The 24,276-nt window shown below is 59.5% G+C and carries 22 protein-coding genes, 1 other RNA gene and 1 riboswitch; of the genes, 10 read left to right on the top strand and 13 right to left on the bottom strand.

The window, feature by feature from the left end; genetic code table 11:
• Nucleotides 1-173 precede the first annotated feature (173 nt).
• Nucleotides 174-779, bottom strand: coding sequence for a hypothetical protein (locus AC3IRM_RS07880; protein ID WP_489205643.1), 606 nt, complete (start codon nucleotides 777-779; stop codon nucleotides 174-176).
• A 203-nt stretch (nucleotides 780-982) separates the two neighbouring features.
• On the opposite strand from AC3IRM_RS07880, the gene AC3IRM_RS07875 reads away from it, so the two are divergent.
• On the top strand, nucleotides 983-1,327 hold the full coding sequence (locus AC3IRM_RS07875) for a hypothetical protein (protein ID WP_489205642.1): 345 nt from the start codon (nucleotides 983-985) through the stop codon (nucleotides 1,325-1,327).
• Between the two features lie 67 nt (nucleotides 1,328-1,394).
• On the top strand, nucleotides 1,395-1,913 hold the full coding sequence (locus AC3IRM_RS07870; RefSeq protein ID WP_489205641.1) for a hypothetical protein: 519 nt from the start codon (nucleotides 1,395-1,397) through the stop codon (nucleotides 1,911-1,913).
• A gap of 531 nt (nucleotides 1,914-2,444) precedes the next feature.
• Here AC3IRM_RS07870 and AC3IRM_RS07865 read toward each other — a convergent pair.
• The 7 genes from AC3IRM_RS07865 to ssrA all read right to left on the bottom strand — a co-directional run bounded on the left by AC3IRM_RS07865 (nucleotide 2,445) and on the right by ssrA (nucleotide 8,602).
• Nucleotides 2,445-2,885, bottom strand: a complete 441-nt coding sequence (locus tag AC3IRM_RS07865) for a type II toxin-antitoxin system YafO family toxin (protein ID WP_489205640.1) — start codon at nucleotides 2,883-2,885, stop codon at nucleotides 2,445-2,447.
• Nucleotides 2,886-2,898: 13 nt separating this feature from the next.
• Nucleotides 2,899-3,561 (bottom strand): hypothetical protein, encoded by a 663-nt coding sequence (locus AC3IRM_RS07860; protein WP_489205639.1) that lies wholly within the window; start codon nucleotides 3,559-3,561, stop codon nucleotides 2,899-2,901.
• Between the two features lie 1,344 nt (nucleotides 3,562-4,905).
• Entirely contained in the window at nucleotides 4,906-5,880 is a 975-nt protein-coding gene (locus AC3IRM_RS07855; RefSeq protein ID WP_489205638.1) for an AAA family ATPase, read from the bottom strand.
• Between the two features lie 211 nt (nucleotides 5,881-6,091).
• Nucleotides 6,092-6,292 carry a helix-turn-helix domain-containing protein gene (locus tag AC3IRM_RS07850; RefSeq protein WP_489205637.1) on the bottom strand — a complete coding sequence of 67 codons (201 nt, stop codon included), beginning with the start codon at nucleotides 6,290-6,292 and terminating at the stop codon, nucleotides 6,092-6,094.
• Nucleotides 6,293-6,384: 92 nt separating this feature from the next.
• A complete protein-coding gene (locus AC3IRM_RS07845; RefSeq protein WP_489205636.1) occupies nucleotides 6,385-6,852 on the bottom strand; it encodes a hypothetical protein in 468 nt (155 codons plus the stop codon).
• Complete coding sequence (locus AC3IRM_RS07840; protein ID WP_489205635.1) at nucleotides 6,849-8,075, bottom strand: tyrosine-type recombinase/integrase; 1,227 nt, start codon at nucleotides 8,073-8,075, stop codon at nucleotides 6,849-6,851. The genes AC3IRM_RS07845 and AC3IRM_RS07840 overlap by 4 nt, the downstream gene beginning before the upstream one ends.
• A gap of 173 nt (nucleotides 8,076-8,248) precedes the next feature.
• Nucleotides 8,249-8,602: a transfer-messenger RNA gene (gene ssrA, locus AC3IRM_RS07835) on the bottom strand.
• Nucleotides 8,603-8,809: 207 nt separating this feature from the next.
• Nucleotides 8,810-8,975: riboswitch (yybP-ykoY riboswitch) on the top strand.
• Between the two features lie 17 nt (nucleotides 8,976-8,992).
• On the opposite strand from ssrA, the gene mntP reads away from it, so the two are divergent.
• A complete protein-coding gene (gene mntP, locus AC3IRM_RS07830; RefSeq protein WP_489205634.1) occupies nucleotides 8,993-9,586 on the top strand; it encodes a manganese efflux pump MntP in 594 nt (197 codons plus the stop codon).
• Between the two features lie 74 nt (nucleotides 9,587-9,660).
• Complete coding sequence (locus tag AC3IRM_RS07825) at nucleotides 9,661-10,158, top strand: hypothetical protein (protein WP_489205633.1); 498 nt, start codon at nucleotides 9,661-9,663, stop codon at nucleotides 10,156-10,158.
• 38 nt (nucleotides 10,159-10,196) lie between these two features.
• Here AC3IRM_RS07825 and AC3IRM_RS07820 read toward each other — a convergent pair whose 3' ends face one another.
• Nucleotides 10,197-10,718 carry a hypothetical protein gene (locus tag AC3IRM_RS07820; RefSeq protein WP_489205632.1) on the bottom strand — a complete coding sequence of 174 codons (522 nt, stop codon included), beginning with the start codon at nucleotides 10,716-10,718 and terminating at the stop codon, nucleotides 10,197-10,199.
• 849 nt (nucleotides 10,719-11,567) lie between these two features.
• Nucleotides 11,568-13,133 (bottom strand): MobA/MobL family protein, encoded by a 1,566-nt coding sequence (locus AC3IRM_RS07815; protein ID WP_489205631.1) that lies wholly within the window; start codon nucleotides 13,131-13,133, stop codon nucleotides 11,568-11,570.
• A 262-nt stretch (nucleotides 13,134-13,395) separates the two neighbouring features.
• On the opposite strand from AC3IRM_RS07815, the gene AC3IRM_RS07810 reads away from it, so the two are divergent.
• From AC3IRM_RS07810 to AC3IRM_RS07795, 4 genes are all read left to right on the top strand, one after another.
• Nucleotides 13,396-13,719, top strand: coding sequence for a hypothetical protein (locus AC3IRM_RS07810; RefSeq protein ID WP_489205630.1), 324 nt, complete (start codon nucleotides 13,396-13,398; stop codon nucleotides 13,717-13,719).
• A 342-nt stretch (nucleotides 13,720-14,061) separates the two neighbouring features.
• Entirely contained in the window at nucleotides 14,062-14,895 is an 834-nt protein-coding gene (locus tag AC3IRM_RS07805) for a VWA domain-containing protein (RefSeq protein WP_489205629.1), read from the top strand.
• A gap of 1 nt (nucleotide 14,896) precedes the next feature.
• A complete protein-coding gene (locus AC3IRM_RS07800) occupies nucleotides 14,897-15,631 on the top strand; it encodes a hypothetical protein (protein ID WP_489205628.1) in 735 nt (244 codons plus the stop codon).
• A gap of 2 nt (nucleotides 15,632-15,633) precedes the next feature.
• Nucleotides 15,634-17,277: a protein kinase family protein gene (locus AC3IRM_RS07795; protein ID WP_489205627.1), complete on the top strand. Its 1,644-nt coding sequence runs from the start codon at nucleotides 15,634-15,636 to the stop codon at nucleotides 17,275-17,277.
• Between the two features lie 103 nt (nucleotides 17,278-17,380).
• Here AC3IRM_RS07795 and AC3IRM_RS07790 read toward each other — a convergent pair whose 3' ends face one another.
• Together AC3IRM_RS07790 and AC3IRM_RS07785 are read right to left on the bottom strand one after the other, a co-directional pair.
• Nucleotides 17,381-17,860 carry a JAB domain-containing protein gene (locus AC3IRM_RS07790; RefSeq protein ID WP_489205626.1) on the bottom strand — a complete coding sequence of 160 codons (480 nt, stop codon included), beginning with the start codon at nucleotides 17,858-17,860 and terminating at the stop codon, nucleotides 17,381-17,383.
• Between the two features lie 218 nt (nucleotides 17,861-18,078).
• The gene (locus AC3IRM_RS07785) at nucleotides 18,079-19,620 is read right to left on the bottom strand and encodes a PIN domain-containing protein (protein WP_489205625.1); all 1,542 of its coding nucleotides are present in this window, start codon (nucleotides 19,618-19,620) and stop codon (nucleotides 18,079-18,081) included.
• A 117-nt stretch (nucleotides 19,621-19,737) separates the two neighbouring features.
• Between AC3IRM_RS07785 and AC3IRM_RS07780 the strand changes: the two genes are divergently transcribed.
• On the top strand, nucleotides 19,738-20,793 hold the full coding sequence (locus tag AC3IRM_RS07780; protein ID WP_489205624.1) for a hypothetical protein: 1,056 nt from the start codon (nucleotides 19,738-19,740) through the stop codon (nucleotides 20,791-20,793).
• Nucleotides 20,794-21,171: 378 nt separating this feature from the next.
• Nucleotides 21,172-22,563 carry a site-specific integrase gene (locus AC3IRM_RS07775; protein ID WP_489205623.1) on the top strand — a complete coding sequence of 464 codons (1,392 nt, stop codon included), beginning with the start codon at nucleotides 21,172-21,174 and terminating at the stop codon, nucleotides 22,561-22,563.
• On the opposite strand, the gene AC3IRM_RS07770 is transcribed toward AC3IRM_RS07775, so the two are convergent.
• Nucleotides 22,560-24,257, bottom strand: coding sequence for a hypothetical protein (locus AC3IRM_RS07770; RefSeq protein WP_489205622.1), 1,698 nt, complete (start codon nucleotides 24,255-24,257; stop codon nucleotides 22,560-22,562). The two genes, AC3IRM_RS07775 and AC3IRM_RS07770, sit on opposite strands and share 4 nt — an antisense overlap.
• Nucleotides 24,258-24,276 lie beyond the last annotated feature (19 nt).

The raw sequence follows: 24,276 nt of genomic DNA, 5'->3' as shown, positions 1-24,276 counted from the left end.
TCACGACAGCATAACGAGGGCGCCGGAATCGACCAAAAAAAACCGGGCCGCAAGGCCCGGTCTTCTACAAATGGTGGGTGGCGACACTCGAAACGGACGCGGAAGCGCCTGATTTGCGCGGATTTACGCGGCTCGAGAAGTGACCATGCCCCCAAAAGTGCCCCCAAACTCGCCTAGAGCGCTACATTTGGCCAGAACCGAGGAGCAAGAGCTTCAAAGGATTCAGTAATGGACCAACGGTCAGACTCGTGAGTCGCACGCACGATCCCGTGCCGCCGCACTGTGATCGTATGATCGCCAACGAAGAACCTCCCTTCCTTCGCTCTCACCGGGTAGGACACCGAACCGTAGAGGACGGCCAAGTTGTCGTCCTCCCGAGGATCGGAGAGCGCAGCATGAGCCCCTACCTTATCCCTCCACAGCTTGATGGTCGGGCAAACCTCCTCTAGGTATCTGTTGCCTGCCCGCTTGATCCGCTCACGATCCTTCGTCACTCGATCGATCGCGTCCGGCACCTGCCGCAGCTCCTCCACGAGGCAAACGAGGCGCAAATAAGCGATCAAGCTGCCTGCGTACCAGCTGAAGGCGCCATAGATGAACGGATATGGGCACGGAACACCCATCCAATCGTCGTGCGGTTTCAACATTCGACGCTCCTCCTCTCGAACACGCTTAGCTAGCTCGATGATGGAGTCCTGACGAGCTATTAGGCCTTCCGAAAGCAGATCGTGCGCTGGGTGCATCACGCCCGAATTTTGGTCGAATGCAATTTCCTCCATGCACCACTCTCCTCGCTGCCGCGGATTTTCCTGACCACGAGGTCGGGAACGCACTGGTGTGCTGGGTCCAGACTCTAAGCAAAATCGTCGTACAGCACGTGCGTGCGCCGCGGGCTGTACCACCCCAAGGATGCACCGCTATCGCCGGCCCTCGGGCCAGCGCACGCTGCTGTCTCGTCTCGGTCTCTGCGACCCGCTTCCGGATGATCGCCGGCATGCCTTCCCGATCAGCCACCAAAGCCGCGCTGCGTCGCTCTCAGGAGCCGAGCGTGATCCCTCCAGCCGGCCTCGCAGAGATGCCTTTCCTGGGGCACTCGATCGTCAAGGATCGCGGCTGGCGGAACCCGCTGCGCGGCGACTACTTCGATCGGAAGCTGTGGGAAGCGTACAAGATCCGCGCTGACTCAGCGCCTGCATTGGCCACCGTTCGGCTGCTCGATGACGGCACGTTCGAGGTCAGCAGCGCCGACGCGTTCGCTAAAGTGGTCGACACACAGGCCGCCTTTGAGCTGGCGGCCGGCTGGGCGATGGCAAGGTTGTCGAGCTAGCCCATCTTGGGATTGCCGGTGGGGCGGCCGCGCTTCATGATCTGGCTCCCTGAAGGGGTCCAATGACATGACTGTCAAAATCCTGACCGAAATGGCTGCGCCGACAGACTGGGCAGCTTGGGCGCAGTTCTTCGCTGGCTTGATGGCTGTCGCGGCCGCAGTTTTGGTTCCATACCTGCAGCGCAGGCATCAAATTCAAGACGCCCGCCGCGATCGAGATGCACAGATTGCAGTAATGCGTGTAGCACTTCAGCAACCGCTCGACACAATGGCTCTCCGATGCATTTCGCTCGCAAAACGTTTTCAGGCAAACAACATCTCCGTTCGTCCACCTGATCTCTTTCTGCGTCCCCCTGAGTTTGATCAATTCCGGCCTAACCTCCATCTGCTCGGTGACGTTGGTCAAGAGATCAACTCTGCAATCGGCGAGCTCATCCATGCAGGTGTTATATGGGAAGCGATCTGCAACAACCCGACTCACGACGCGAACTTCATTGCTGCATCTGTCGCGCGCCTTAATACCATTGGTAATCGACTCAAAGCATGCGAAATCTGGCTTCGGACAGGCGAGCGACCTGCTCCGTAGAGGCTCCGAGTAAATCATGCGGTCCTTCGCTCGCTTGCACCATCTGGCAAGCCCGCGCACTTAAGGATTCCAACTTGCTGTCTCGAAGTGTGAGACCGGCTTGCTCCACCATGTCGACTCTTAGGTGAGAAGATCAGTGCGCCTGGGAATGACGATGGTTCGGCTGTACGCGCCTGGCGCGATCACGATGGTGGTTAGCGGTGATCCTTACCGCTGCAACGCGGCTTCAAGCCTTACCCTACACGGCGCAAATGGCCGAGCCGTTCGGGTTCGCTGCCCAAATCGTGGCAACCATCGGCCTCGCCTGGATCTGCTGGGATCTTGGAGACTGCTCCGTTGGATGTCCGGCAAAGGGCACCGATGCCAGTGGTGCGACGGTCCAACAGGCTTCAAACGAGATGGGAAGGTGTTCTTCGGTCGGCAGCTCTCTGACCATCGGAAGTGCTTGAGCTGCAATCGATCGAACCCGGAGGTTTGAGTAGATCGCTTCAAACGTTGCCCACAAAAAAGCCCCGCATCGCGGGGCTTTTTCTATGCTGCTTCACATAGCGCGAGATCGCCATCGCAGAAGGAGATGGCGCGGCGATAAAGAGCCGCCATTGTTCTTGTCTCCTTTCTGGCCCTCTCGTGAGCGCCTGGCTCGTCAAAAATGCAAAGCAGAATATAGTTACCCTCATGCTCCGCGTACACCAGCGCCTTATCACTGGTCTTTTCGCCCTTCATTTTGAAGACGCGAAGCCACCGCTCACGTGCTTCCTCATCGAACATAGGAAGAAGGTGACAGTGGCGTAACAACCGACCCCGACCTTGCAACTGTGGCTCGTCATAGGCCGTATCCCGACCGAACCACATGCTTTGATTGATCCTATCCGGATCGGCTTTCCACCAGTCGAACATTTTGACCAACTGGGCCAAGTTCACCGAACACGCTTTTGCAGAATCAGCAAAGATGTCAGAAACAAAGATCGCCATCCTTGGCCGCCTACTACGAGCGAGACAATAGTTCTCTCTTTGCGCCTGCAAAAGAGAACAACTCGTGGCCCTCCGCACGCTTCAAAGAAAGCGCAAGATCGCGCCCCTCTTCTCCATGTAGGAAATGGGCCATTTCTTCCAAGCTCGAGATCCCACGCTCGTCCTCATCCATGCAAGCTTCATCATGGAACTGGATCGCGGCAACCACGCTCTCAACTACAGCTACCGCTCTTTCAGCGGATTTACGACAATCGTAAAAGCTGCCAACCAAGCGGTCACGGTCGAATGTCCCGAGTCTCCTGTCACCGAACGCACTAGTCCTTGCAGTTGCGATGCGGTCAATCTCCTGCCGCAAAGCTGCAGCGGCGCGATGCGACACGTCGGTCACCATCAGGCTCGGGTCGATGAACCTGCCGGGCGCGTGCTCACAAGCCCTTAGCGTCTTCGCCAAGTTGTCGCCCACATCGGAGAGAGCGTCAAACATCTCGATTTGCCGATCAAGAAATCCAAGCACAGCAGTCACTCGCGGCTGCAGATCCTTAGCAGTCCCGCGCGTGATCGGGTGGTCTTCGATTGAGTGAGGGGATCGAAGAGCGTTCGCGAAACCAAGGACCATTCCTTGAAGCGCGCTCACAACATCTACCCCGTCCTTGTGGAAGTTTGCGACAGCGTTCACGCCGGCGTCTCCTGACAATACCCGAAGCATCTAGGGCTTCTGAAACCGACTTGACATCGGATCCGAACTTGTACCTGCATCACGTGGCCAACTTTTCGGTAGCGAAATTCTATGCCTAACGATTCCGTCAAGCATGAAATTTCGTCAACACAACTACATCGCATTGTGTCGCCGCAAGCGCCTATCGAACTCAGACCACTACATCTAGTGTTTGGCAACCGAAAACCGGTGAGGTTTCGCAACATGTTGTGATAATGGAATCGGCCATGCTCGCGACCTCCCCCACAACATGACGCGACCAAGCAGCGAGCAGTTTGCGCGAAACCGCCACTTCCAGTCTCTGAAATCTATGCGACCAGTGAGACTGGGCTTCTAGCCTAGCGGGTAAAACCCTCTCTCGGAATTCTGGCGACTCTTGATCGCTGACATGGATCGCCCGTTGTTGGCGAGGTCGTCGGTGACGATATCGAGCACCGGCCGGCGCAGCACCGTTCCATCCGTCTGCGGAGCCTGCTCCTCTCGCGTGCGCACCTGAGCGCCGACGTAATCCCACCGGTCGGGTCGTCCCGCCAATTGTGGAATCGCGGAAATCGGGTAGGCGGCGTGCCAGCAACCCGACTCCCAGAATCCGTGAAGCATCCCCCTGCCACTGGCACTCGTCGGGCCTTCGCAGGACCGTTGTGTAAACACAACGACGGCAACTGCCTATCCTGCACTAGTGCTTTGCTTTCAGAATTCCTTGGTCATGACCAAGGCTCCCCCTGACCTCGGCGCATATGGTCGGTCAGGGACAGGGCTTGGGAGAGGGTTGGAGCTGCTTCGGGGCCGTAGTGCACTACACAACGACGCCAGGCGCCTATCCTGCAATAGCAATCGCTCGCAGATTTCTTTGGTCATGACCAAGGGTTCGACGCGAACTCTGTCCATGCGACGCAGATAGTGTCTACACAACGACGGCAGACCCGTATCCTGCAATAGCAAATTGCTCTGGTATTTCCTTGGTCATGACCAAGGAGCCGACGCGACTGAGCCCCTGAGATCCGGATCGCGTCTACGCAACCCCAGCGTCTGCTCATCCAGCAACTCCAGTGGGCCAGCAGAAATGTGGTTCTGGCCAATCATCGAGCAGCGAGTCGGTCGCCCGGGATGCGAGCCGTGCCTTACTCGACTTGAGCCTGTCTGGCCTGTCGTCTCTTGGTCATGACCAAGAAGCTGACCTCGGCCGCTGCGTTGGTTCGCGCGAGTGTTCCGATCCCCCCTCTTATAGAGGGGGGGGATCGTGGGACACCCACTCACACAAAGCGGGACGGGACAGTGCGGGACACCTGAGACACGCTGGAGAATCTATCCACTGATCCACCGCGCGACGGTAGATCGAGGAATCCCTGTCTGATCGGCAATCTTGCGGAGACTTAGGCCTTCGTGATGCAGCTTAGACACCTCCCCGCGCCGCTCTTTGTCTGTCCCACCGACTGTCCCATCAGCTAGCACCAGACTGGTTTCGGGTTGACCCACAACGTGTCCCACGGTTGTCACAAGTGGGACCGTGACCTTCTTGAGGGTAAGCGGGTCCGGGGGTTCCCAATCCTTCGCCTTGGTCGTTCGGACAGTGATGCCGTCACGTCCCGACTTCATAACGAACTCGCTGTCGAGCGCAGCGCGAAACGCGCTACTCCCTCGTGCGCGCTCTTGAGAACCCTCGCCGTGCCCGCTGTGGTGGATCGCTATCACTGTCGCACCCCACCTGCTGCGCAGCAGGTCCATCGCAGCAATGAATCGGCCCATGTCCCCTGAGTCGTTCTCGTTTGCTCCGTGCATCGCGCGCGCAAGCGTATCCACTACGATCAACGCGGGATCGATGGCCCCGTCGGCAAAGAAAGCTTTGTCCGCTTCCTCGGTGATCGCATCCGCTACCGCTATTACGTTGCTGGGGTCCGTGAGCCCTGGGAGGCTGCTGGCGATGTAGAGCGGCGCGCCAGCAATCTTGATGCGGTTAAAGATTTCCCACGCGCGAATCCGCTTTCGCAGGCCGCCGATGCCTTCTCCCGCGAGGAGGAAGACTTGCCCGCGCCTGACGCTGCAGCCGTGCCACGGAGTTCCTGTGGCCACTCGGCAGGCGAGGTCCAATGCGAGGAATGACTTGCAGGTTCCAGGCTGACCCACGATGCCGACGAGCGAGTCCCGGGCGATCCAGTTCTCGATCAACCAGTCGACCGGTTTGGGCTCGATCTGATCTGCTCGGGTGAAGGTGACGCCGCTGCGACACTGCGCATCACCTGCCGGCACGACCTGCAATGGTTGGCGCGCGAGGACGTTCACCCTTAGCGCACCCAGAAGCTCTGGCACATAGAGCTCTGCTCCGACAGGCAAGCGCGAGCGCGTACGCGATAGATCCTCAGCTCAGAGTTCCGGCGCACCGCTCGATTACAGAACGTCACCGCTTCAGGCCCACTCAGATCGCTCGACAAAAAAGGCGTGCTGATCAAATGGTCCTCGCTGCGGTGGTACAGCACAGCGTCTTCTACGGCGCTCATGCCACGTTCTGAAGACGGAACGCGATCACCCTCTGTAGTTCAGCTTCCGGAATCAGTGTCCGGCTTCCGATCTTGATGGCGCGTATCTCGCCTGCTTTTATCAGCTCGTAGAGGGCGGTGCGTCCAATGCCGATTCGACGGCATGCATCGGGAATCTTGTGGGCAAGGGGCGCACTGTGGTCGTTGTTGCTCGGCATTGTCTGTCCTCGTTCGGACGGACGCGATTGCGTCCGACGGATGGAAGATGGACGATTGCCAAAGCCCGAAAACAGAGGGGGCTTTTCAGGCTTCAGAATTCGCAGCGGAAGAGCTGCAGCTCGCGCAAATAGATGTTTTTTACCGTCTTTGCACTGAGTGCTTTACCGTCTCGATCTGTGAACGTTCGACCCACGCTGGCGTAGGCATCGCCCATCACCACTGCACGACCTTCGACGTCGCAGTTCATGAGCCAAGAATTGACTTGTATAAAAATCTCCCTGTCGCGGAGAATTCGTGGAGGGCGGTGCGACGGAGAGGCCGTCATCGTCGCCTCACGGGCATCTCTCCCCTTGGCGATTTCATCGAGAATCGATGCCAATAGTTCTGCCTGAAATTCGGTCAAGTTGTCTGAGCGCAGATCCTCGGCCAGCGTTCTACAGATCTCCTGTGCGGCATCCGTATCTCCCTTTCGCGCACTATCGACCATTGATTTCAGCCCTTCATTGGCTATGAAATCGCGTAGCGGAGAGGGATCGTCGATGTATCGACGATCGCTCATGAGCCGGATGCACTGGGCAATGCGATGACAGGGCCTACTTCCGATCTCAGCGCGTCTAAGTAGTCGGCCCAAGCCTGCATCATCTTCCGACGCTCGGTGAGGTGAGCAGTTCGGTTATAGGCGCGGCCGTTCGGATCACGGACTGCGTGCGCAAGTTGATGCTCAATATAGTCGGGCCGGAAATGAAGCGTTTCGTCGAGGATCGTCCTCGCCATCGCGCGGAAACCGTGTCCGCTCATCTCCTCCTTCGCAAATCCCATACGCCTCAAGGCGGCCAGGATGGCGTTGTTGCTCATGGGGCGGCGCGGCGAGGTTCCGCCTGGGAACACGTACTGATTGTGCTTGGTGAGAGGGTGCAGCTCCGTCAGGATCTCGACTGCCTGGCGGGCCAACGGGACCAAGTGCGGCTCGCGCATCTTCATCTTCTCGGCCGGGATGTTCCATTCCGCCGCCTCGAGGTCTATCTCCGACCACTCGGCATGGCGAAGCTCGCCGGGACGCACGAACACCAGCGGCGCGAACTGCAGGGCCGCGCGAGTAACGTTGGACCCGACGTAACCGTCAATCGCCCGCAGCAGCGCCCCGATCTCCTTGGGCTGAGTGATCGCCGCGCGGTGCGTCGGCTTGACGGGTGGCAGGGCGCCACGCAGGTCGCCTGCAGGATTGCGCTCCGCGCGATCCGTGACGATGGCGTACCGGAACACCTGCCCGCAGTTCTGCAGCGCCCTGTGAGCAGTCTCGACTGCCCCACGATCCACGATACGGTTGAGCGTGCTCAGGAGCTCCTTGGCGGTGAGCTCGGCGACCGGCCGTTTCCCGATCCATGGAAACAGGTCGGCCTCCAATCGAGCGATGATCTTGTCCGCGTGTGACGGCACCCATGCTGACCGCTGCCGGGCGAACCACTCCCGCGCCACGACCTCGAAGCTATTGGCGTCTCGCTCCTCGCTGGCGGCGCGCATAGCCTTCTTATGCTCACCCGGATCGACACCGGCAGCCAGCAGCTTGCGCGCGCTGTCGCGGCGCTCCCGGGCATCAGCGAGGCTGACCTCGGGATAGGTGCCGTGGGCGAGCCGCTTCTCCTTGCCCCCGAAACGGTATTTCTGGCGCCAGAGCCTCCCGCCAGCCGGGGTGACCTCCAGATACAGGCCGCCGCCGTCGAAAAGGCGCTGCACCTTCTGGGCCGGCTTGGCTTTTCGGAGGGCGGTATCGGTGAGGGGCATTGGGGGCATCCAGTCAGCCGTCGCGGCCTATGCCCCCGAATCTGCCCCCACTCGCTCCCGGATTGCAACAACCACCTGCGAACGCTGGCGAACGAAAAAGGGCCTGATTTTCGGGGTTTCCCCCTAAAATCAAGCCCTTATCGAACGTCTGCGGTCAACTGCGGACTATTAAATGGTGGAGGTGGCGGGAATCGAACCCGCGTCCGAAGGCACTCCATCCCCGGTACTACATGCTTAGCTCACCGTTGGATCTCGCCCTGTGGCAGCACGGTGTGCGAAGCGCACCCCAGGACCAGCCTGCTTTGGTTAAGCCGTGACTGACAGGCAGCCATCACAGCCGGTTCCGTGATAATGACCCTACATCTACGAGCACGGGCACAAGTAGGTTCGGGGCTTACGCCTTAAGCGGCGAGAGCGTAGTTGTCGTCGTTGGCAACTAAAAGTTTGCTACTGGATTAACGAGGAAAGTCGCCCCCTCGGCATGCACCAGGCAATTTCGCAACCCCCGTCGAAGCCTGGGCACCCCCGGGAGTCAGAAGTCGCTCTGACCCTCGCAGTATAGGGCCGCCGCCGCGTATCTCAAGCAATCCGGATCGGATGCGCGCCTTGCATTCACAAGCCATGTCGCGACGGCTCTCATGCGTTGGATGCATGGAAAGTTTGCCGACACGCACCTCGATCATGTCATCGGCTATACGTGTGCGTTGTCCGGAACGCGCTGATAGCATGCGCGTCCCCTTGGGGAGTAGCCGGCTTCCGTGTCGCGGAAGCGCCTGCATCAACACACTCGATCCGTTGCGATCGTGGTGCAGGCAACCAGTCCAGGTTGGCGAGACCAGCGGTATGCCGGCGCAACGGTGGTTGGGCGCGCCTGCGTGCTGTGCATGGTCCATGCCCGACCCGAAGCGGTATGTCGTATGTCTCTGCTCTCGATCGTTCTGATCGGCTTCGCCATGTCCACCGATGCCTTCGCCGCCGCCATCGGAAAGGGCGCGGCGATGCAGCGCCCGCGGTTTGCGGAAGCGTTGCGTGCGGGCGCGATTTTCGGCGTGATCGAAGGTGTGACGCCGGTCATCGGCTGGGCGCTCGGCCTCGCCGCCGCTGCCTACGTCACCGCCTGGGACCACTGGATCGCATTCGTCCTGCTGGGCGTGCTCGGCGCCCGGATGATGGTGGCCGGCTTCCGGAAAGATCCGCCCGGGAACGACGACACCAGCTTGCGCCCGCACGGATTCTGGAGCCTCGCCGCGACCGGCTTCGCGACCAGCATCGATGCGATGGCAGTGGGCGTCGGGCTGGCGTTTCTCGACGTCAATATCCTGCTGGTCGCCACCGTCATCGGGCTGTGCACACTGGTCATGGTGACGACCGGCATCATGCTCGGACGCGCCCTCGGCGCCATCGTGGGCAAGCGCGCGGAAATCATCGGCGGCCTGATCCTGATCACGATCGGCAGCGTGATCCTGTACGAACACCTGTCCGGCAAGGCCGGCGGCATCGGACTCGGCTGACTGCACCGAAGGTTCACGGGCGCCTGACGAGCGCCGATGGATGCTCGTTGCACCCGTTCAGCATCGAGCAGCCCATGAAAGTCCGTCGCGTCTACAGCACGCCGTCCCTGCCCGCCGCCGAGACGGCCGTGCGTGTCGTACGTGAGGCGGGTATCGCAGAGGACGATATTTCGCTCGTCGCACGCGGTGACATCGAACTCGACAAGGTGCCCGAACACCAGAAGGAAGCGCCGACCGACTTCAAGCACGCCGCGGTGCGCGGCGCCGGCATCGGTGGCGCCACGGGGCTGTTGGCCGGACTCGTTGCAGTTGCGGTGCCGCCCCTGGGACTCACGCTGGCCGGTGTCGCGCTCACGACACTCGGGGGCGCGGCCGTCGGAACATGGGCCTCGTCACTGGTCGGCGCATCGCTTCCCGACCCGATCAGGCAGAAGTTCGAGAGCGAGATCGAGTCCGGACGCGTACTGCTCGTCATCGATGGCGAGGGAGACGCGCTGGCATCTGCCGAGGCGGCCCTGCGCGACGCGGGCGCTACCCACCTGCCCTACGACGACCCTGCAGCGCTGAGTTGAAGTGCCCGTTCCATACGCGCTGACATCATGTTGACTGGCTATGCCATCTCGCATGCTGCGCGCGCGACGTGTTGACGCACGTCAACGAACCAGACGACAGGTGCGACTCCAGGCCGTGAAATCACCACCGCCTGGGTGAAGCCGATCTCACCAGCGGATCCATCTTTCCACTTGATTTCCATGCAGATGATTTCCCCGCCCTGCAATTCGCGCTCATAGCGGAACCGCGCGGTTGCGGGATCGCCCAGATGATCGAGCACAAGGGCACGCGCGCGCAGAACCTCAGCGCTGGGCGTCCCGGACTCCGCTGACGCATGCGGATCGATCCGTTCGCCGCGCGTGCGGCGCACCACCGGAGTCTGCACGAGCGGCGATACCGGCGCCGGCGCTGGCTCGGAAGCCGATTCGAGCACAGGCGCGGGTGACTCGATGACTGCTCGAGACTGCGCGTCTTCTGCCGGTGCATCACCGGTGGACCGGGCACCCGCATGCCCATGACGCATATCGCTGCAGGCCATGCTGAAACACGCTGCGAGCATGAGGACAAGCAAGGTGCGCATCTGTTTCGCGCAACTCATTGCCCGCCGCCTGTGCTGGCGATCGTCTTGGTTCCATTGCGGCGCGAAGTGAGCGCAGTCGACACAGGACCGGCGATGTCTTTTACCACCTGTGCAGGGCTCAATCGGTGAGACACGCGCTGCACTTCACAGATGCCAGGCGACACGGCGGGGCTGAAATCGACGATCCGAACTGGCGGAGAGAGTGGGATCGGATCAACTCCGACCTAAGCCACTGATCTCATTGCAGAACTCAAATCAGGATGTGTCCTGTTTTGTGTCCTGGGATCATAACGGGGCACGAGGCCTGTGGCCGACGCCCTGCACATCCGGTTGGCATGCAGTCATGCGCAGTTGATGCCCGACCGCTCAGTGTGATTGACTAATTTTCATAAGTGTGAATTGGGACCGTTTTGAGCGCTTGCCAAAGTGGCGTGACGTGTTTCGCTGAGCGGGTCTTCACTTTTTTGGATCCCCATGCCGCACGACCCACAGCTTCAAATCGCCAGCCGCATCTTGGCCGGCCACATCGAGAACGCCCGACGCCTCCCGCCCTCAGAGCGCTCCGCGGACATAGAGCTTGCATGGCAGCTTGCCGGCGAACTGCTTCGGCATCGCGCCGCTCAACCGCCTCAGCTTGATCACTCGCCTCCCGGGGCTGCGTCTCCGGCAGTCAGGACGAAGAGTCAGCTGGTGGTTCGCGATCCACCGCCTCTGGAAGAGTGGCGCGCGAACCGACGCACGTCGTCCTCGCCAGCCCAAGACCAGCCGCGCTCACCGCCACGGAGCCCAACGTTGCACTGAGCGCGCTCTGCTCGACGCAACAACGAAGGCGCCCAGTTGGGCGCCTTTTCAGTGGAGCCGAGGCGCCTTGGACGGCGACGGCGTTTTGACCTCGAGCCGTTTGATGGGACCGAAAGCGGGCGCCATTTTGTCTTCGGTCACCGGGTAACGTTCCACGAGATCCTGACTCCAAGCCTCGACATCGACGATGGCCGTCTCCAATCGACCATGGCACTCGGCTTCCGCTTCGGGCGATATCGCCTCCCTTGCACGCTTCAAAGTGTCCTGACGTTGCTCCAGAGCGGCGAACCGTCGCCCACGGCGCGTCGCCCACTCCTTGGATGACCACTCTCCGGGCGTGGGGTGGTGCTCGGAGAACTCTTCTAGCGCCCGCTCTGCGCGCCCAAGGTTTGCCAGTGCGCGGCTTTCCACGCCCAAGCGACGGCGCCATTCGACCGCCCATCGCCGAACAGCCTTCAAGCGCTTCACCAGTTCTCGGAGGTCGGCGCGCAGCCCCTTGGCTGCGGCATGGTTCGCCAGGCGCGATGCGTGGTCTTCCAACAATTGCCGAGTGGCCCTAAGGCGGTCCACCACGCCAGCCAGTGCCTCGTCCAGCCAAAGCCGCCTCGCCTCTCCGAACAGCGTTTGGGCATCGGGGCCCTCGCTGCGAGGCGGCAGCGCGTAGGAACCAATGCCTGTGAGCCGCAGGCCACGCACTCCACGCAGCTGCCCTCCCCCGTGGTCCTGGGACAGGTCAACCACGCCCTTAAGCAGCCTCTGCTCTCGATCATGCTTGGCTTGTGCCTCGCCATGTCCCTTAGATGACGGCATGGCTCGTCCCTGGGCAACGGCTTCCTGCAGCAGCGCTTCGAATTGCTCCGCGTTCGCCCGTTCGATGTCGGCGGTGAAATCGGCTCGGTCAGAGTCCATGCCCCGGCGATACAGCGCATTCGCATCCTTGCCAATGTGCTTAGTGGGCTGGCGCGTCAGCGCGAGTGCGGCGCCGAAGTCGCCGCGGTCCAAGGCGGCCTGCGCTTGGGCATCCAAGCTGCGGTGGTCCACGGTCGCATCCACCTTGGCAGCAGCGAGGTGCGCATTTGTCACGCGGGCCACCATCTCCCGAACCCACTCGATCTCGGCTCGTCCCGCTGGCCCTCCGTCGAGCTCGCGGGTCTTGTCTGCAAACCCGTCCGTCGCAACGCGCCTCGTCGTCGCCAGGATGTGAGCGTGCCAGTTGAGGCCGTCCTTTGCGTCAGGCGAGTGAATCGATACCTGCGCGGCGAAGCGGTAACGCTCGACCAACGTCCGAGTGATCTCTGCGGCCAGGTCCGAGCGTTGCTCATCGGTGAGTTCGTGAGGCAAGGCCACTTCGAACTCGCGCGCGACAGTAGCGTCCTTTCGACGCTCGGCACGTTCCGCTGCCGGCCAAAGCTCAGCCGGGGTCAGCGCCCAACTGGGCGCGTCGTCCGGCACGACGCAGCGTGTCTCGACGACACCACCCCGCCGCCGGTAGTCGTGACGAGTGCCGGTGATCTCGTCGAGGAGGAGAAGTCCAGCCCGATAGGCTGCAGCTGCGAGGGACGAGTGGCCCTTCGCTCGGCTAAAGGTTTTGACGCGTGCGTGGTAGATCGCCATGGAAGAGCTCGTGTGTGTGCTCTGTCCTTTATGCCTCGGCTTTTGATTTGCGCAAGCGCGCAGCGCTTGGGGTTCAAGGGGCGCCAGCCCCTTGCGCACGCATTACGTAGTAATGCCTAAGTGCGCTCTTGCTCGTGCTTGAAAGCTCCTGTGTTTCAGGATTCTACGTTTCCAGCAGACGAAGAAATTCAGGCAACCACTCGTCTTGACGGGGACGGCTTCTTTGCTTGAATGAGGGAATCACCACATCGAGGAGCCTGCCATGGCAGCAGAAGATCACTACCGCGAGCGCATCGCACGAGCTACGGAACGGCTTGCCCAACTTCAGGCAAGGGGACTGTTGGTGAGCCAGAGACAGGCCATCAAAGCCAAGCAGAAGCAGCGCCGGGAAGATGCTCGGCGCCGCAAACGAATCGCCGAGATCGTCTTCGCTGTGGACTGCCACAACCTCGACGATGCAGAGCTGGCCGGGGCGCTACTTCGTTTCCTGGACGAAAGAACCCATCCTGATGCCCGCGACAGCGCTCGCCAGCTCGGTGAGGCTTTCCTAGCCCACACCAGCGCTGCCTCTTCTCGGGTGCACTGACCAACCCAGCACAACAATGCCCCGAGAGCGGGGCATTGGACGTCGGCGCTTTAGTGAGGATTCTGGCCCTCTTCCCCCGACCGCGTTGGGTGAATTGGCCGGACGACGAGCTCAGACTAAGCTCCCCTTGAGGCCGAAAAGATCAGGTAACGCCGGAGCGTCTGTAGGAGATATCCGAACCCTCTGTAGGCCTGTTCCTTCGCAACGATGGTGACGCGAGCCTCCCGGTGGCGGCCGACAGCTCAAACGAAGATTCGCAAGAAAATCTTGAACTACGACGGCCGCGCGGGTCAGCGCTGTTGCTCTATGATTTGCTGATTGCTTTCGACCACAGGGGGTCACATGAGCTACAGCGCCGAGATCAGCCGAACCAGTCCGACCGCGTTCCTCTTTCTGGTGGACCAGTCTGGGTCCATGCAGGACACGATGCAGAACGGCAAGTCGAAAGCCCAATTCGTGGCCGACGTTCTGAACCGAACGCTCGCGACCCTTATCACTCGTTGCACCAAATCGGAAGGCACTCGCGACTACTTCGAGGTGGGGGTGTTGGGCTACTCGGGCTCAACGGCGGAGAACGGCTTGGCAGGCGCGCTCTCGTCGAACGTTCTTCATCCGATCTCGCAGATCGAAGCCAATCCGCTCCGCGTCGAGGATCGCACCAAGCGTGTCGACGATGGCGCGGGCGGCCTGGTGGATCAGTCCATCAAGTTCCCCGTTTGGTTCGAACCCAAAGCTTCGGGCGGAACACCGATGTGCAACGCCATCACCAGTGCGGCCGAGCAACTCGTGGCTTGGTGTGATGCGCATCCAGACAGCTACCCGCCAACGGTTCTGCACGTGACCGACGGTGAGTCGACCGATGGCGACCCTGAAGCCCTTGCTCAGCAGCTCCAGCAGATCAGCACGAACGACGGCAATGTGCTGCTCTTCAACCTTCACGTCAGCACGAGCGGCGGCGACCCGGTGAAGTTCCCGGTTTCCGACGCCGGACTGAGCGACAGCTACGCCAAGCTGCTCTACCGCATGTCCAGCGCCCTCCCCCCTCACCTCCAGAAGGTAGCCGAGGAAAAGGGCATCAAGGCCACCATGGAATCGCGTGGCTTCGTCTTCAACGGCGAGATCGGCGAGATTGTCGATTTCTTCGACATCGGCACCCGAGCAGCTCAGCTTCGTTGACATGGCACTCCGAGTCCTCTTTGAAGGAACGGTCGCCAAGCACGCCGAATCGCCTGACGAAAACGAAGACGTTTACCGCGTGGCCCTCGAATCGGGCCGCGTGGTGCTCTCGGACGGCGCGTCTGAGTCGTTCGACGCGCGCACGTGGGCTCAGCTGCTGGTTGACCAGCTCGTTGACCAAGATCTTTCGCACGAGGTCTTGAGTTCCTGTGCGCAGGCATACGAGGGATGTCATGACCCCACCACGCTTTCATGGTCGAAGGCTGCGGCTTACGAGCGCGGCAGTTTTGCGACTGTAGTGATCGCTCAGGATCTCCCAGAGCGCCTTGCAGTAAGCATCACTGCGGCTGGGGATTCCTTGGCGGTATGGAGCGATGGTGACCAGCTTCTGAGCTCGTTCCCCTACACCCGTGCAGAGGAGTTCGAAGAGAAGCCCACCTTGCTAGCGACTCGACTGGCCCTGAACGGCGGCGGCTCTGATGAAGCGCCTGAATGGCCAAGCACGGAATGGGGCTATGAGGCTGACGGATATCGGACGCTGCTTTGCATGACCGATGCCCTAGGAGCCTGGCTATTGGGGCATGAAGAGCAAGGCGACTCATCCGCCCTTGAACGACTCTTGGCTATCCGCGAGCCGCAGGAACTTCACGACCTCGTGGAAGCCGAGCGGACGGCTGGACGCCTCCGACGCGACGACTCCACGCTCGTCATCGCTTCACTTACCAAATCTTCCTAGCCATGTCGTATCCGTCGCTTGAGCAATACAACATTGCGCTCCAGTCTTCCCAGCTCACCCTGCAGGATCCGGGGCTTAAGGCTGGCCAAGTGAAGGTCAACGGCATGGGCCTCCCGCTGGCCCTGTGCGGTGGCTTCGCGTTGACCTACACGGTCGACGTAGGTGCCAAGAAATACGCACTTCGATGCTTCCACAAGAAGTCCAGCGAGCTTGAGCGGCGCTATCAAGCCATCTCGGCGCGTCTCAAACAGCTGGCAAGTCCCTATTTCCTCCCCTTCGAGTTCATCCCGAACGGAATCCGCGTCGATGGCGGCACCTACCCCATCGTCAAGATGGAATGGGCCCAGGGCAAGACGCTTGCGGAGTTCCTAGAACGCGAGCATCAGAACAGGCAAGCACTGCAGCGGCTGCGTCAGTCGCTCGAAAGGCTCGCAGCTTTTCTCGAATCAAACGGCATCTCTCACGGAGACATCCAGCCGGAAAACGTCATGGTGAACAGCGACGGCAGCGCTGTCCAGCTCATCGACTACGACGGAATGTTCGTGAGTTCCTTGGCGGGGTCTAGAGCGACCGAAATTGGGCAGGTCAATTTTCAGCACCCGCAACGCTCCGCCGACGTCTTTGATGCTCACTTGGATCGCTTCTCATTCCTGACACTCGATGTCGCTCTGCAAGCACTGATCGCCTCCCCTACCATTTGGAAGTCGTCGCGCTCGGAACCAAGCGCGGTCGTTTTTCGTCGCAACGACTTCATGGACCCCGGAACCTCGGGGGTGTTTCAGGAGGCCATCAAGCTTCCGGGACTCAAAGCCCACGTTGAGAACCTCGCAAAGGTTGCCTCCGACAGCTTCGCCGCAGTTCCAACCCTCGCAGAATTTCTTCAAGGAAAAGGCGTCAGTGCTGGCCCGATCGTTTTCAAACCAAAAACGACGCAGATCCCAGGCTATCAAGGGCCTTACACGGTATGCCATGCGACTAATTACGCTCAGGTGCTTGCTCAGGTAGGTAGTCGAATCGAACTCATCGGGCGGATTGAGTCTGTGAAGAAGGGCTGGGCTCAGAATCGGAAGCCCTACATCTTCGTGAACTTTTCGGACTGGCGCGGAAAGGCCGTCAAGCTGGCGATCTGGGTGGATGGCATGGACGCCCTAAAACCACACGTCCCTGATGAGTCTTGGGTCGGCCGGTGGATTTCGGCAACCGGACTTGTCGACCCCCCCTACAGCAACACCGTGCGCTCAACGAGCTACACCCATCTTTCCATCACCATCAGCACGCCTGGGCAGATCCAGCAACTGACAGAGAGCGACGCGCGCTTCCGCATGCGAGGTCCGGGCACGCCTACAGTCGGCGCGCCCCATAGCCGCAACGCGGACATTCTTCAGGGCATGGGAGGCGCTTCGACTCGCCCCAGCCCCGCGCCGCCACCCGGCTCAGCCCCTACAAAACAGAGCAGCTCAAACCAGCAGCTTCTTAATCAGATGCGATCCCAAGCTCCGAACGGGCCCCAGCAGACACCTTCTCGGCCGCCCGCCGCCCCCACGCCGACTCACAAGAGCACCCCACCAAAGTCGCAGCCAGGATGGGGCACCTGGGTGTTCGCGGTGGTGGTCGGACTTCTTGTTCTCCGAGCATGCGCCGGCTGACGGGAACAAGACTTCGGAGCGCTGCGGAGTCCACTTGCCGGCGTTGCAGTGCCTGCCGCTGGATCACCAGCGGCAGCTCTTGCGCTTGGGAACAAGGAAGGACCTAGACCCACCCCCTTGCCGCCAGCGACACATGACCGTTGCCACCGATGACCAGGTGGTCAAGGACTCGGATGTCGAAGAGGCTCAGGGCCTGCTTCAGCTGGGCAGTGATGGCCCGGTCTGCCGAGGACGGCTCAGGATTGCCCGAGGGGTGGTTGTGGAAGAAGACCACGGCCGCCGCGTTGAGCTCGAGCGCTCGCTTGGCGACGACCCGCGGATGGACTTCCGCGCCGTCGATGGTTCCGAAGAACAGGTGCTCTGTCGCCAAGATGTGGTGGCGCGTGTCGAGAAAGACGGCACCGAAGACTTCGTGTGGCAGATGGGCGCATTGGGCGACGAGGTAGTCGCCGGCTTGGCGGGGGTCTGCGATGGCGCCTTGGCGCCGGAGGCGCTGCTCCAAGATGCTCGCGGCGGCAAGCAAGATGCCTTCTTCGTCCATCTGGAGCTGGTATTGCACCTTCAGGTCGCGGGTGCGCTTCATCGGTTCTTCTCCACCGGCGCGTTGTGCGCCTCGTGGGAACCGGCCGGCGAAGCGTCGGGCCCGATCGCACCCGAGAGCGAGCACCGACAGGCGCGCAGCGAAGGGCCGCAACGCAGCGCAGTGGAGGAGGCTTGCCCTTGCGTTCGGGGCAGCGAAGCCAGGATTCCCTTCAAGAGGCCCAGCGATGGTGGGGCGACCTAAGTGAACGCGCTAGGTGTCTACCTTCGAAGCGGACGAGTGAGGCCGCTGGGTTTGCTCAAGCCTTCGAGCAATGCCTTTGCTTCCATCAAAGTGTCGCCCGCCTCAACCGCAACCTCCATTGGAAGCACAGCAACCACCGGGCTGGTCAGATTCGCCGCATGGATCTCTACATGGAGCGCTCCTTTCCTTGGTTGGTTGCTACCGAACCACACGACCTCGAACTCAAAGGATTCAGGTGATGAGCGATGCCGCCACTGCTGGCACGTCAACTCAGTGGAAGGCCGAGGGTAATCTGGTCGCTCGCCGACTCGCCAATAGAACGAATCGATCTCCCGGGCTGCCGGCATCATAGGCAGCTTATTCAGATGGGGAGAGAAGAGAGGCTCGTGCCTCTGGATACTTCCAGCTAAAGATGCGAAGTGGTCCAATGAACTAAAGGCTTTAACCTTCTTCCAAAAACCCTTCGGGGCAGCCGGAGGGCGCGGCAACTCCAAATCTGGGCTGCGAATGTCAACCGTCACCTTGACTCCACCCTCTAACTCCAGTGGCACGGGCTCCTCTTCCTCCTTGGGAAGCTTGATCAGCAAACCGCCGCCGCGCATCGAAAACGTAACGCGCACATCCTCCGCTGGGCGCGCTCCGTCGTTGCGCAATCTCAAGATGATTCTCGGCGCAGGCTGGCGACGCTCAAGCTTTTGATGAAGCTCTTTGAAATATTTCTCACAGGTCGACAGCCATTGCGAATACGCTTCCTCCTGATACGACAGGATCTCGTTTTCCGACGCGGGAACAAACTCCTCATGCCCGACGTATGCCGCTAGGCCCATCATTCCTGGGACAGCACTGCGAGTAGAAATTTCGCGGGGTCCAAAGTCAGTTTCCATAGGGCAGCGTCGCTTAAGCAATTCCAGAAGCGCATCGGACTCTGAATCGCTTAAGGGTTCAAAGCTCTCACAGTGAAAGCGCCAAGGCGTGGCTTCAGCCTCAATGACGCATGCGGGTTCGCTTTTCTTGAGCTGCTCGATCTCACCCTCGAGCGCTTTTAACTTCTTCCGGTCTTCATCAGCCTCAGCCGGCAGCAGCCAGTCGGGCGGAACACGATGGAACGCCACACCTACCCGGCGCGCACTCAGTAGAACACCATTGTCATTGGACAGAAGCTTCACTTGCTGGTCAGCGAAATCCACAGCCTGCTTCAGCGCTGACACTGTTCCGACGATCGCATCGTCAGCTTGCGTGTAATCGAGTTCGCCGTTAAGGCCAGCGTCCGGCCGGAACTCGTCGCCCGAAACCATAGTCACTGACGGGACTCGTCCTTCGGACAGGTCAACTACTGGCGTCTCAAGAAGTCGGCCAATCAGACGGTTGATGATGCGGGCGCGCTTCGCTAGGCGGCCTTGCCCCCCTTTGTGCCTGTCGACTTCACGAAGCACCGGAGCGATCAGAACCAACGTGATTGAATCAATGCCTGGAAACTCATCCTTCCAAGGAAGTTCGTTGAGCTGACGGCATTGCATCAGCACATTGGTGTCAGGAACAAGATAAATATTTCTGGACACTTGATCTTTCCTTCCATTGGTCGGTTAATCGTAAGGCGGTAGATTCCAAAGCACACCGAGAACCGCTGACAGACCGCGCCCTACGCCCATAAGCCGACCTTCCAGCATCCGAGCATCATGACCGATCAACTGCCCGTTTCGACCGTTCCGATGAACTTGAGTTTGGCCCTCATGAACTTCCCGGACGACCGGGAGTTCATCCAGAACTTCAGTGACGAGATGTCAGTCGCGATAGTCGAGTGCGGCCGCTTCCTTGACCTCGAACGCCTTGCCGGCGTCACCGTCGGATATGACTTCGACGCTGCCCTAGCGTCTGTTGACCTGGGTTACGAGTCGACGATTGCAACGCAATACACGAACAACGGCGACGTGGTCGCGGTGGCGAAGGCAATGAACGTGCTGCGGGATGGCAAGGTCATGTCGCACGTGGTCTACAACGCAAACGTCATCGGTGCGCTCGTGGATCCAACCAACGAGTATCACTTGGACGCCCTGCATATCATCGCCCACGAGTTCGGACATGTGGCAGAACTGAAGTGGAGGGACGAAGCCATGCCTGGCTTGATGCTGACCAGGCCAGAGGGCGAATGGGTAGACGTAACGCTCTTGCAGACCATCTTGACGGCCTGGGAGGAATACGCCGCCTGCCGGATGACAGGGACAATTGGCGACCGTCAAGCATTGAAGCTTCGCTACGCGGCAGAGTTCGATAGGGCAGCGGGCTACTCGTTGGCCCGCGCCCAAGAGCAGATCAAGCAATATCGAACTCACGGAGATGTCAACCGCCTTCTGATTAACGCTGGTGAGCCCATCGCCATGCCCTTTAAGATGGCCGGCTACCTCTTAGGACACTTGGACGCTATCGACGCGCCGGACCTTCTTGAGGACCTGTGCCCCGTCTACGCTAATTCCCACCTCGTAGCGCTGATGTCCGAGCTTAGAGAGGCGCTGCGAACCGTTTGGAATGAACGTGATGCAGGAAAGGGCATCGGAGTATTCGAGCAGCTGAAGGCGCTGATGATCAAGGCCTACTCAGCCGCCGGAATCAATTTCGTCCCCCTTGGCGACGGCGAAGGCTACTATGTCGACGTGCCATTCACCGCCGAGACCATGCCTAATGGTGAAGCAGATATGGCCATCGTCCGCCTTAGAAAGCAGCTCGGCTTAGACTGAGCACGAAAATCGTCGGGAATGATCCAGCTCAGTGAGTTTTCGCGAGGCAGCAGGTGGAAGTTGCGCCCCCTCGTTTCACCTCGTTTATCTTCCGTGCAGATATTTACTAACTAATTTTCATTGCAATTGTTAGCTTGAATCATCAAACAGTATACCAATGACTCCGGAAGCCGCAATCCCCTTCGCCGTTAAGTTATTGATTTAGATTGGATCGGGACCCGATAAACCGGAGAATTATTGAGCCCGGCTATTCCGTTCGTTGCCGCCGAATTCCAATGCCTAAGGTGAAAGCGAACGGCGAAGAAAAATGCCGATCGTGGGTTGACGAATTTCGAAGCTGATTGAACTTGCTTCCATCGAAACGATGGAAGTAGAGACATGGCAAACACCCCGGAAGACGAGATCCAAAACTACATCGCCAACCCCTTTGGCGTGATGCAGATGAAAGGCCTCCGCATTGGCCGCATCAGCATCGACGAGGTATCGGTGGCAGGCCGAGAAGCGGCCATCCACTTCCAGGAGATCCTCAACGCGGCATGCGACAAGACGAAGCGCCTTCGAAATGCGAAAGATGGCACGCGCTACCCCGAGCCGCTTCCCGTCGCCCACCCTGCCCGCCTGTTGTCCGTCGAGATCGACGACTACCTCAAGGACATGGATCGCCGAGGGCTCGCCGCCGGCACGATCTGCGATTGCGGTCGCACCTTGGGATGGCTCCGCTTTGTCTGCGGCGACATCCCCGTCCACCGCATCGACTACAAGCACATCTACTTGCTTTGGGACGTCCTGCGATGGGCACCCAGTGGCGTCACCACGTTCCCGGGGTTCAGCCAGATGACTCCCGAGGTCGTCATCGACCTTGGACATAAACAGCAGGTTGCGCCACCTGCCGAAAGCACCCTTGCCAAGCACCGGAGCCTCCTGTCGGCCTTCTTCAACCAGTTGGTGAAGAAGAAGGCCATTCCCGGCTCCCCGGTTGAAGCCTTCGCGGACACCAAGAAGGACCTGGTGATGGATCCAAACAGGGCCGAGCGCCTCTTCGACGAGGCTGACCTGCAGCGCATCTTCGCGCCCGGGACCTTCATTCCGTGGGCCATCAAATATCCCCATCGATGGTGGGTGCCCCTGATCGGGCTCTACACCGGCGCCCGTATCAACGAGGTGTGCCAGCTGAAGGTCGCTGACATCGCCCAGGAGGGAGGCCAATGGTGTATCCGAATTCAGAAGACGGTGGACCCGGACTTGGCGCACAAGACGCGCGGGCGCAGTCGCCAGAGCCTAAAAGGCAAGTCCGCGGTGCGCACGCTGCCCATCGCCCAACCTCTCCTGGATGCCGGCTTCCTCGACTTCCTGGACGACATCAAGGCTTGTGGTCACCCGCGGCTTTTTCCGCACCTATCTGCCGGCGTGAACCAAAAGACGGGAGAGACCAATGCACGCTACAGCCAGGCGGCCGTTAGCCAGTTCGGCAGTTACCTCAAGACCCTGGGCGTGCCCAAGGGAGTCGGCTTCCACGCCTTCCGCCATACCCTCGCCACCGAGCTCCATCACCTGGGAGTGCAGGAAGAGGACATCGCCCTGGTGACCGGCCACTCGGTCAGCAAGAAGGTGCCAGTCCTGCATGAGGCCTACTTCCACAAGAAGCCGGCGCTCGCGCGTGAGAAGCAGATCAAGGCACTGGAACAGTATCGGCCGGCGGTGGAGCTACCAGTCTACAAGCGGGGGCAGTTCCACCAGCAGCTCAAGGACCCCAGCAAGTTCTACCCTTAATGCATAGAGATTTCTCGCAGATCCTGAAGCCTGCGAATAATCTCGGATGTGTCTTCGTATTCGCCCTCTAAGAGGAGTGAATACTTTCTATCTAGGACCAAAGGTTTGCATCCGAAATCCACACCAGCATCATCCACAAGAAATAGAATAAGCTGTGACCCTGGCGGGCGATTGTCGCGAATGAAGTGAAGCAGGTTAAGGTGATTAATGTCATCCTGATCCTGCTGCTTCGGAGAGTCTAAGACGATCGGACACTTGACCGTGTCCCGGGCATTCCAGACAAGATGAAGAATTGCATATAGGTAAGCCAGGATAGCCCGAGGGCGATCACTACCGGTTTCTTGCAATTTCGAATTCAGGGATTGAAGGAAGGCGTCAGGAAACGACACGCTGAGCTTCTTGGAAAATTCAGTTAGAAGTTTGGAGTAGACCTCAATAGCCTCCTTTCTCCTATCGGTAGAGCGCACGTTACGCAGCCTTTCCGTGGTTTGCTTGATCCGATAGTCTAGCTCTGACACCTCGCGAACCAGATCATGCATTTGAGCCTCAAGCTGCGAAGCAAAATTCTTCTGCCCGGCTCGCTCTAACATTCTCGCAAACGTCACCTGACCTTTGCGGCGATTCAGCAGATCATTGAATTTAAGTTCGTCCTCATTTGCATCCCTAAGGCGCTGACGAGTGATGGCTATCTGTCCGGAAACCAAGGCGAGGCCATCCATGACTTCCACCAATACTTCATCTGCCCTACCCTCGTCCTGCGCTAAGGCAAATCGTTGAGCGAATGAATTTTCGTGGAGCTGACCGCAGGTTGGACACTCTAGCTCATTGTCGGCATGCTTCACCGCAAATACGTAATCCGCATGTAGTTCGCGACGCACTCGATCCAGAATCTCTCTCTGAGCCTCAAGCTGGAGACGCTTTTCAGTCAGCGCCGACAACTTTCCACGCTCCTCTTCGCGAACCGCCACGAGCGATTCAAGAAGCTTTACTACACGTGAAATTTCTTCGGCAAAAACATCAGGATCAATCTCCATGTCGATGTCCTCGATCATGGTCTCCTTCGCCCGCTTCTGAAGAGATTTCAAACCCTCCAGCTGTTTCGCGGGCTCGACTTTTGCCGCGGTGGCAACTGCCTGTGACTCTAATGCGTCAAAATACTCAGCCCCAGTCACTCCCACATGAAAATTCATCACATCTTCTCGCCATCGAGAAAACTGATCCAGCCTATCGAAGGATGTCCATGGCTGACTCCAACCAGCGTCCTGATCCACATAGAACGGGATGAACAAATATGCTGGAGGCGGCACAATAACTTTGTCTTCGCGATTCTTCAGCCTCAGCTTTGCACCCAAAATTTCGTAAATCGCGGGCGCTAATCCTTCCGTAATTGATGTAAAGCACCCTACAACCGCACTCCCCCGTATCAAGGTAAATGTCTTGCCTTCCTTTAGCATGACGTAAGGATCGCCGTCCGCTGTGAACTCAAGAGCAGAGATCACGCCTGCCGCTTTCCAGTCGGGATGGACTTCAGCAGCAGCAGCGCCCAGAGTTCCATAAATTGATTTAGCCAAGGAGGACTTGCCTACATCATTTAGACCTTTGACCACCGTCACGCTGCGGTGAAACTCGACTGACCTCGCTTTTCGTTCCCGATGGGATACGAGATGAAGCCTTTGAAAGACTAAGCTTTTCATGTGTCCTGGTCCTGAGACT

It is taken from the genome of Luteimonas sp. KH_071 (genome assembly GCF_057838005.1).
The sequence above is the reverse complement of the archived record's forward strand: the minus strand, read 5'-3'. Positions and strand labels throughout refer to the sequence as shown.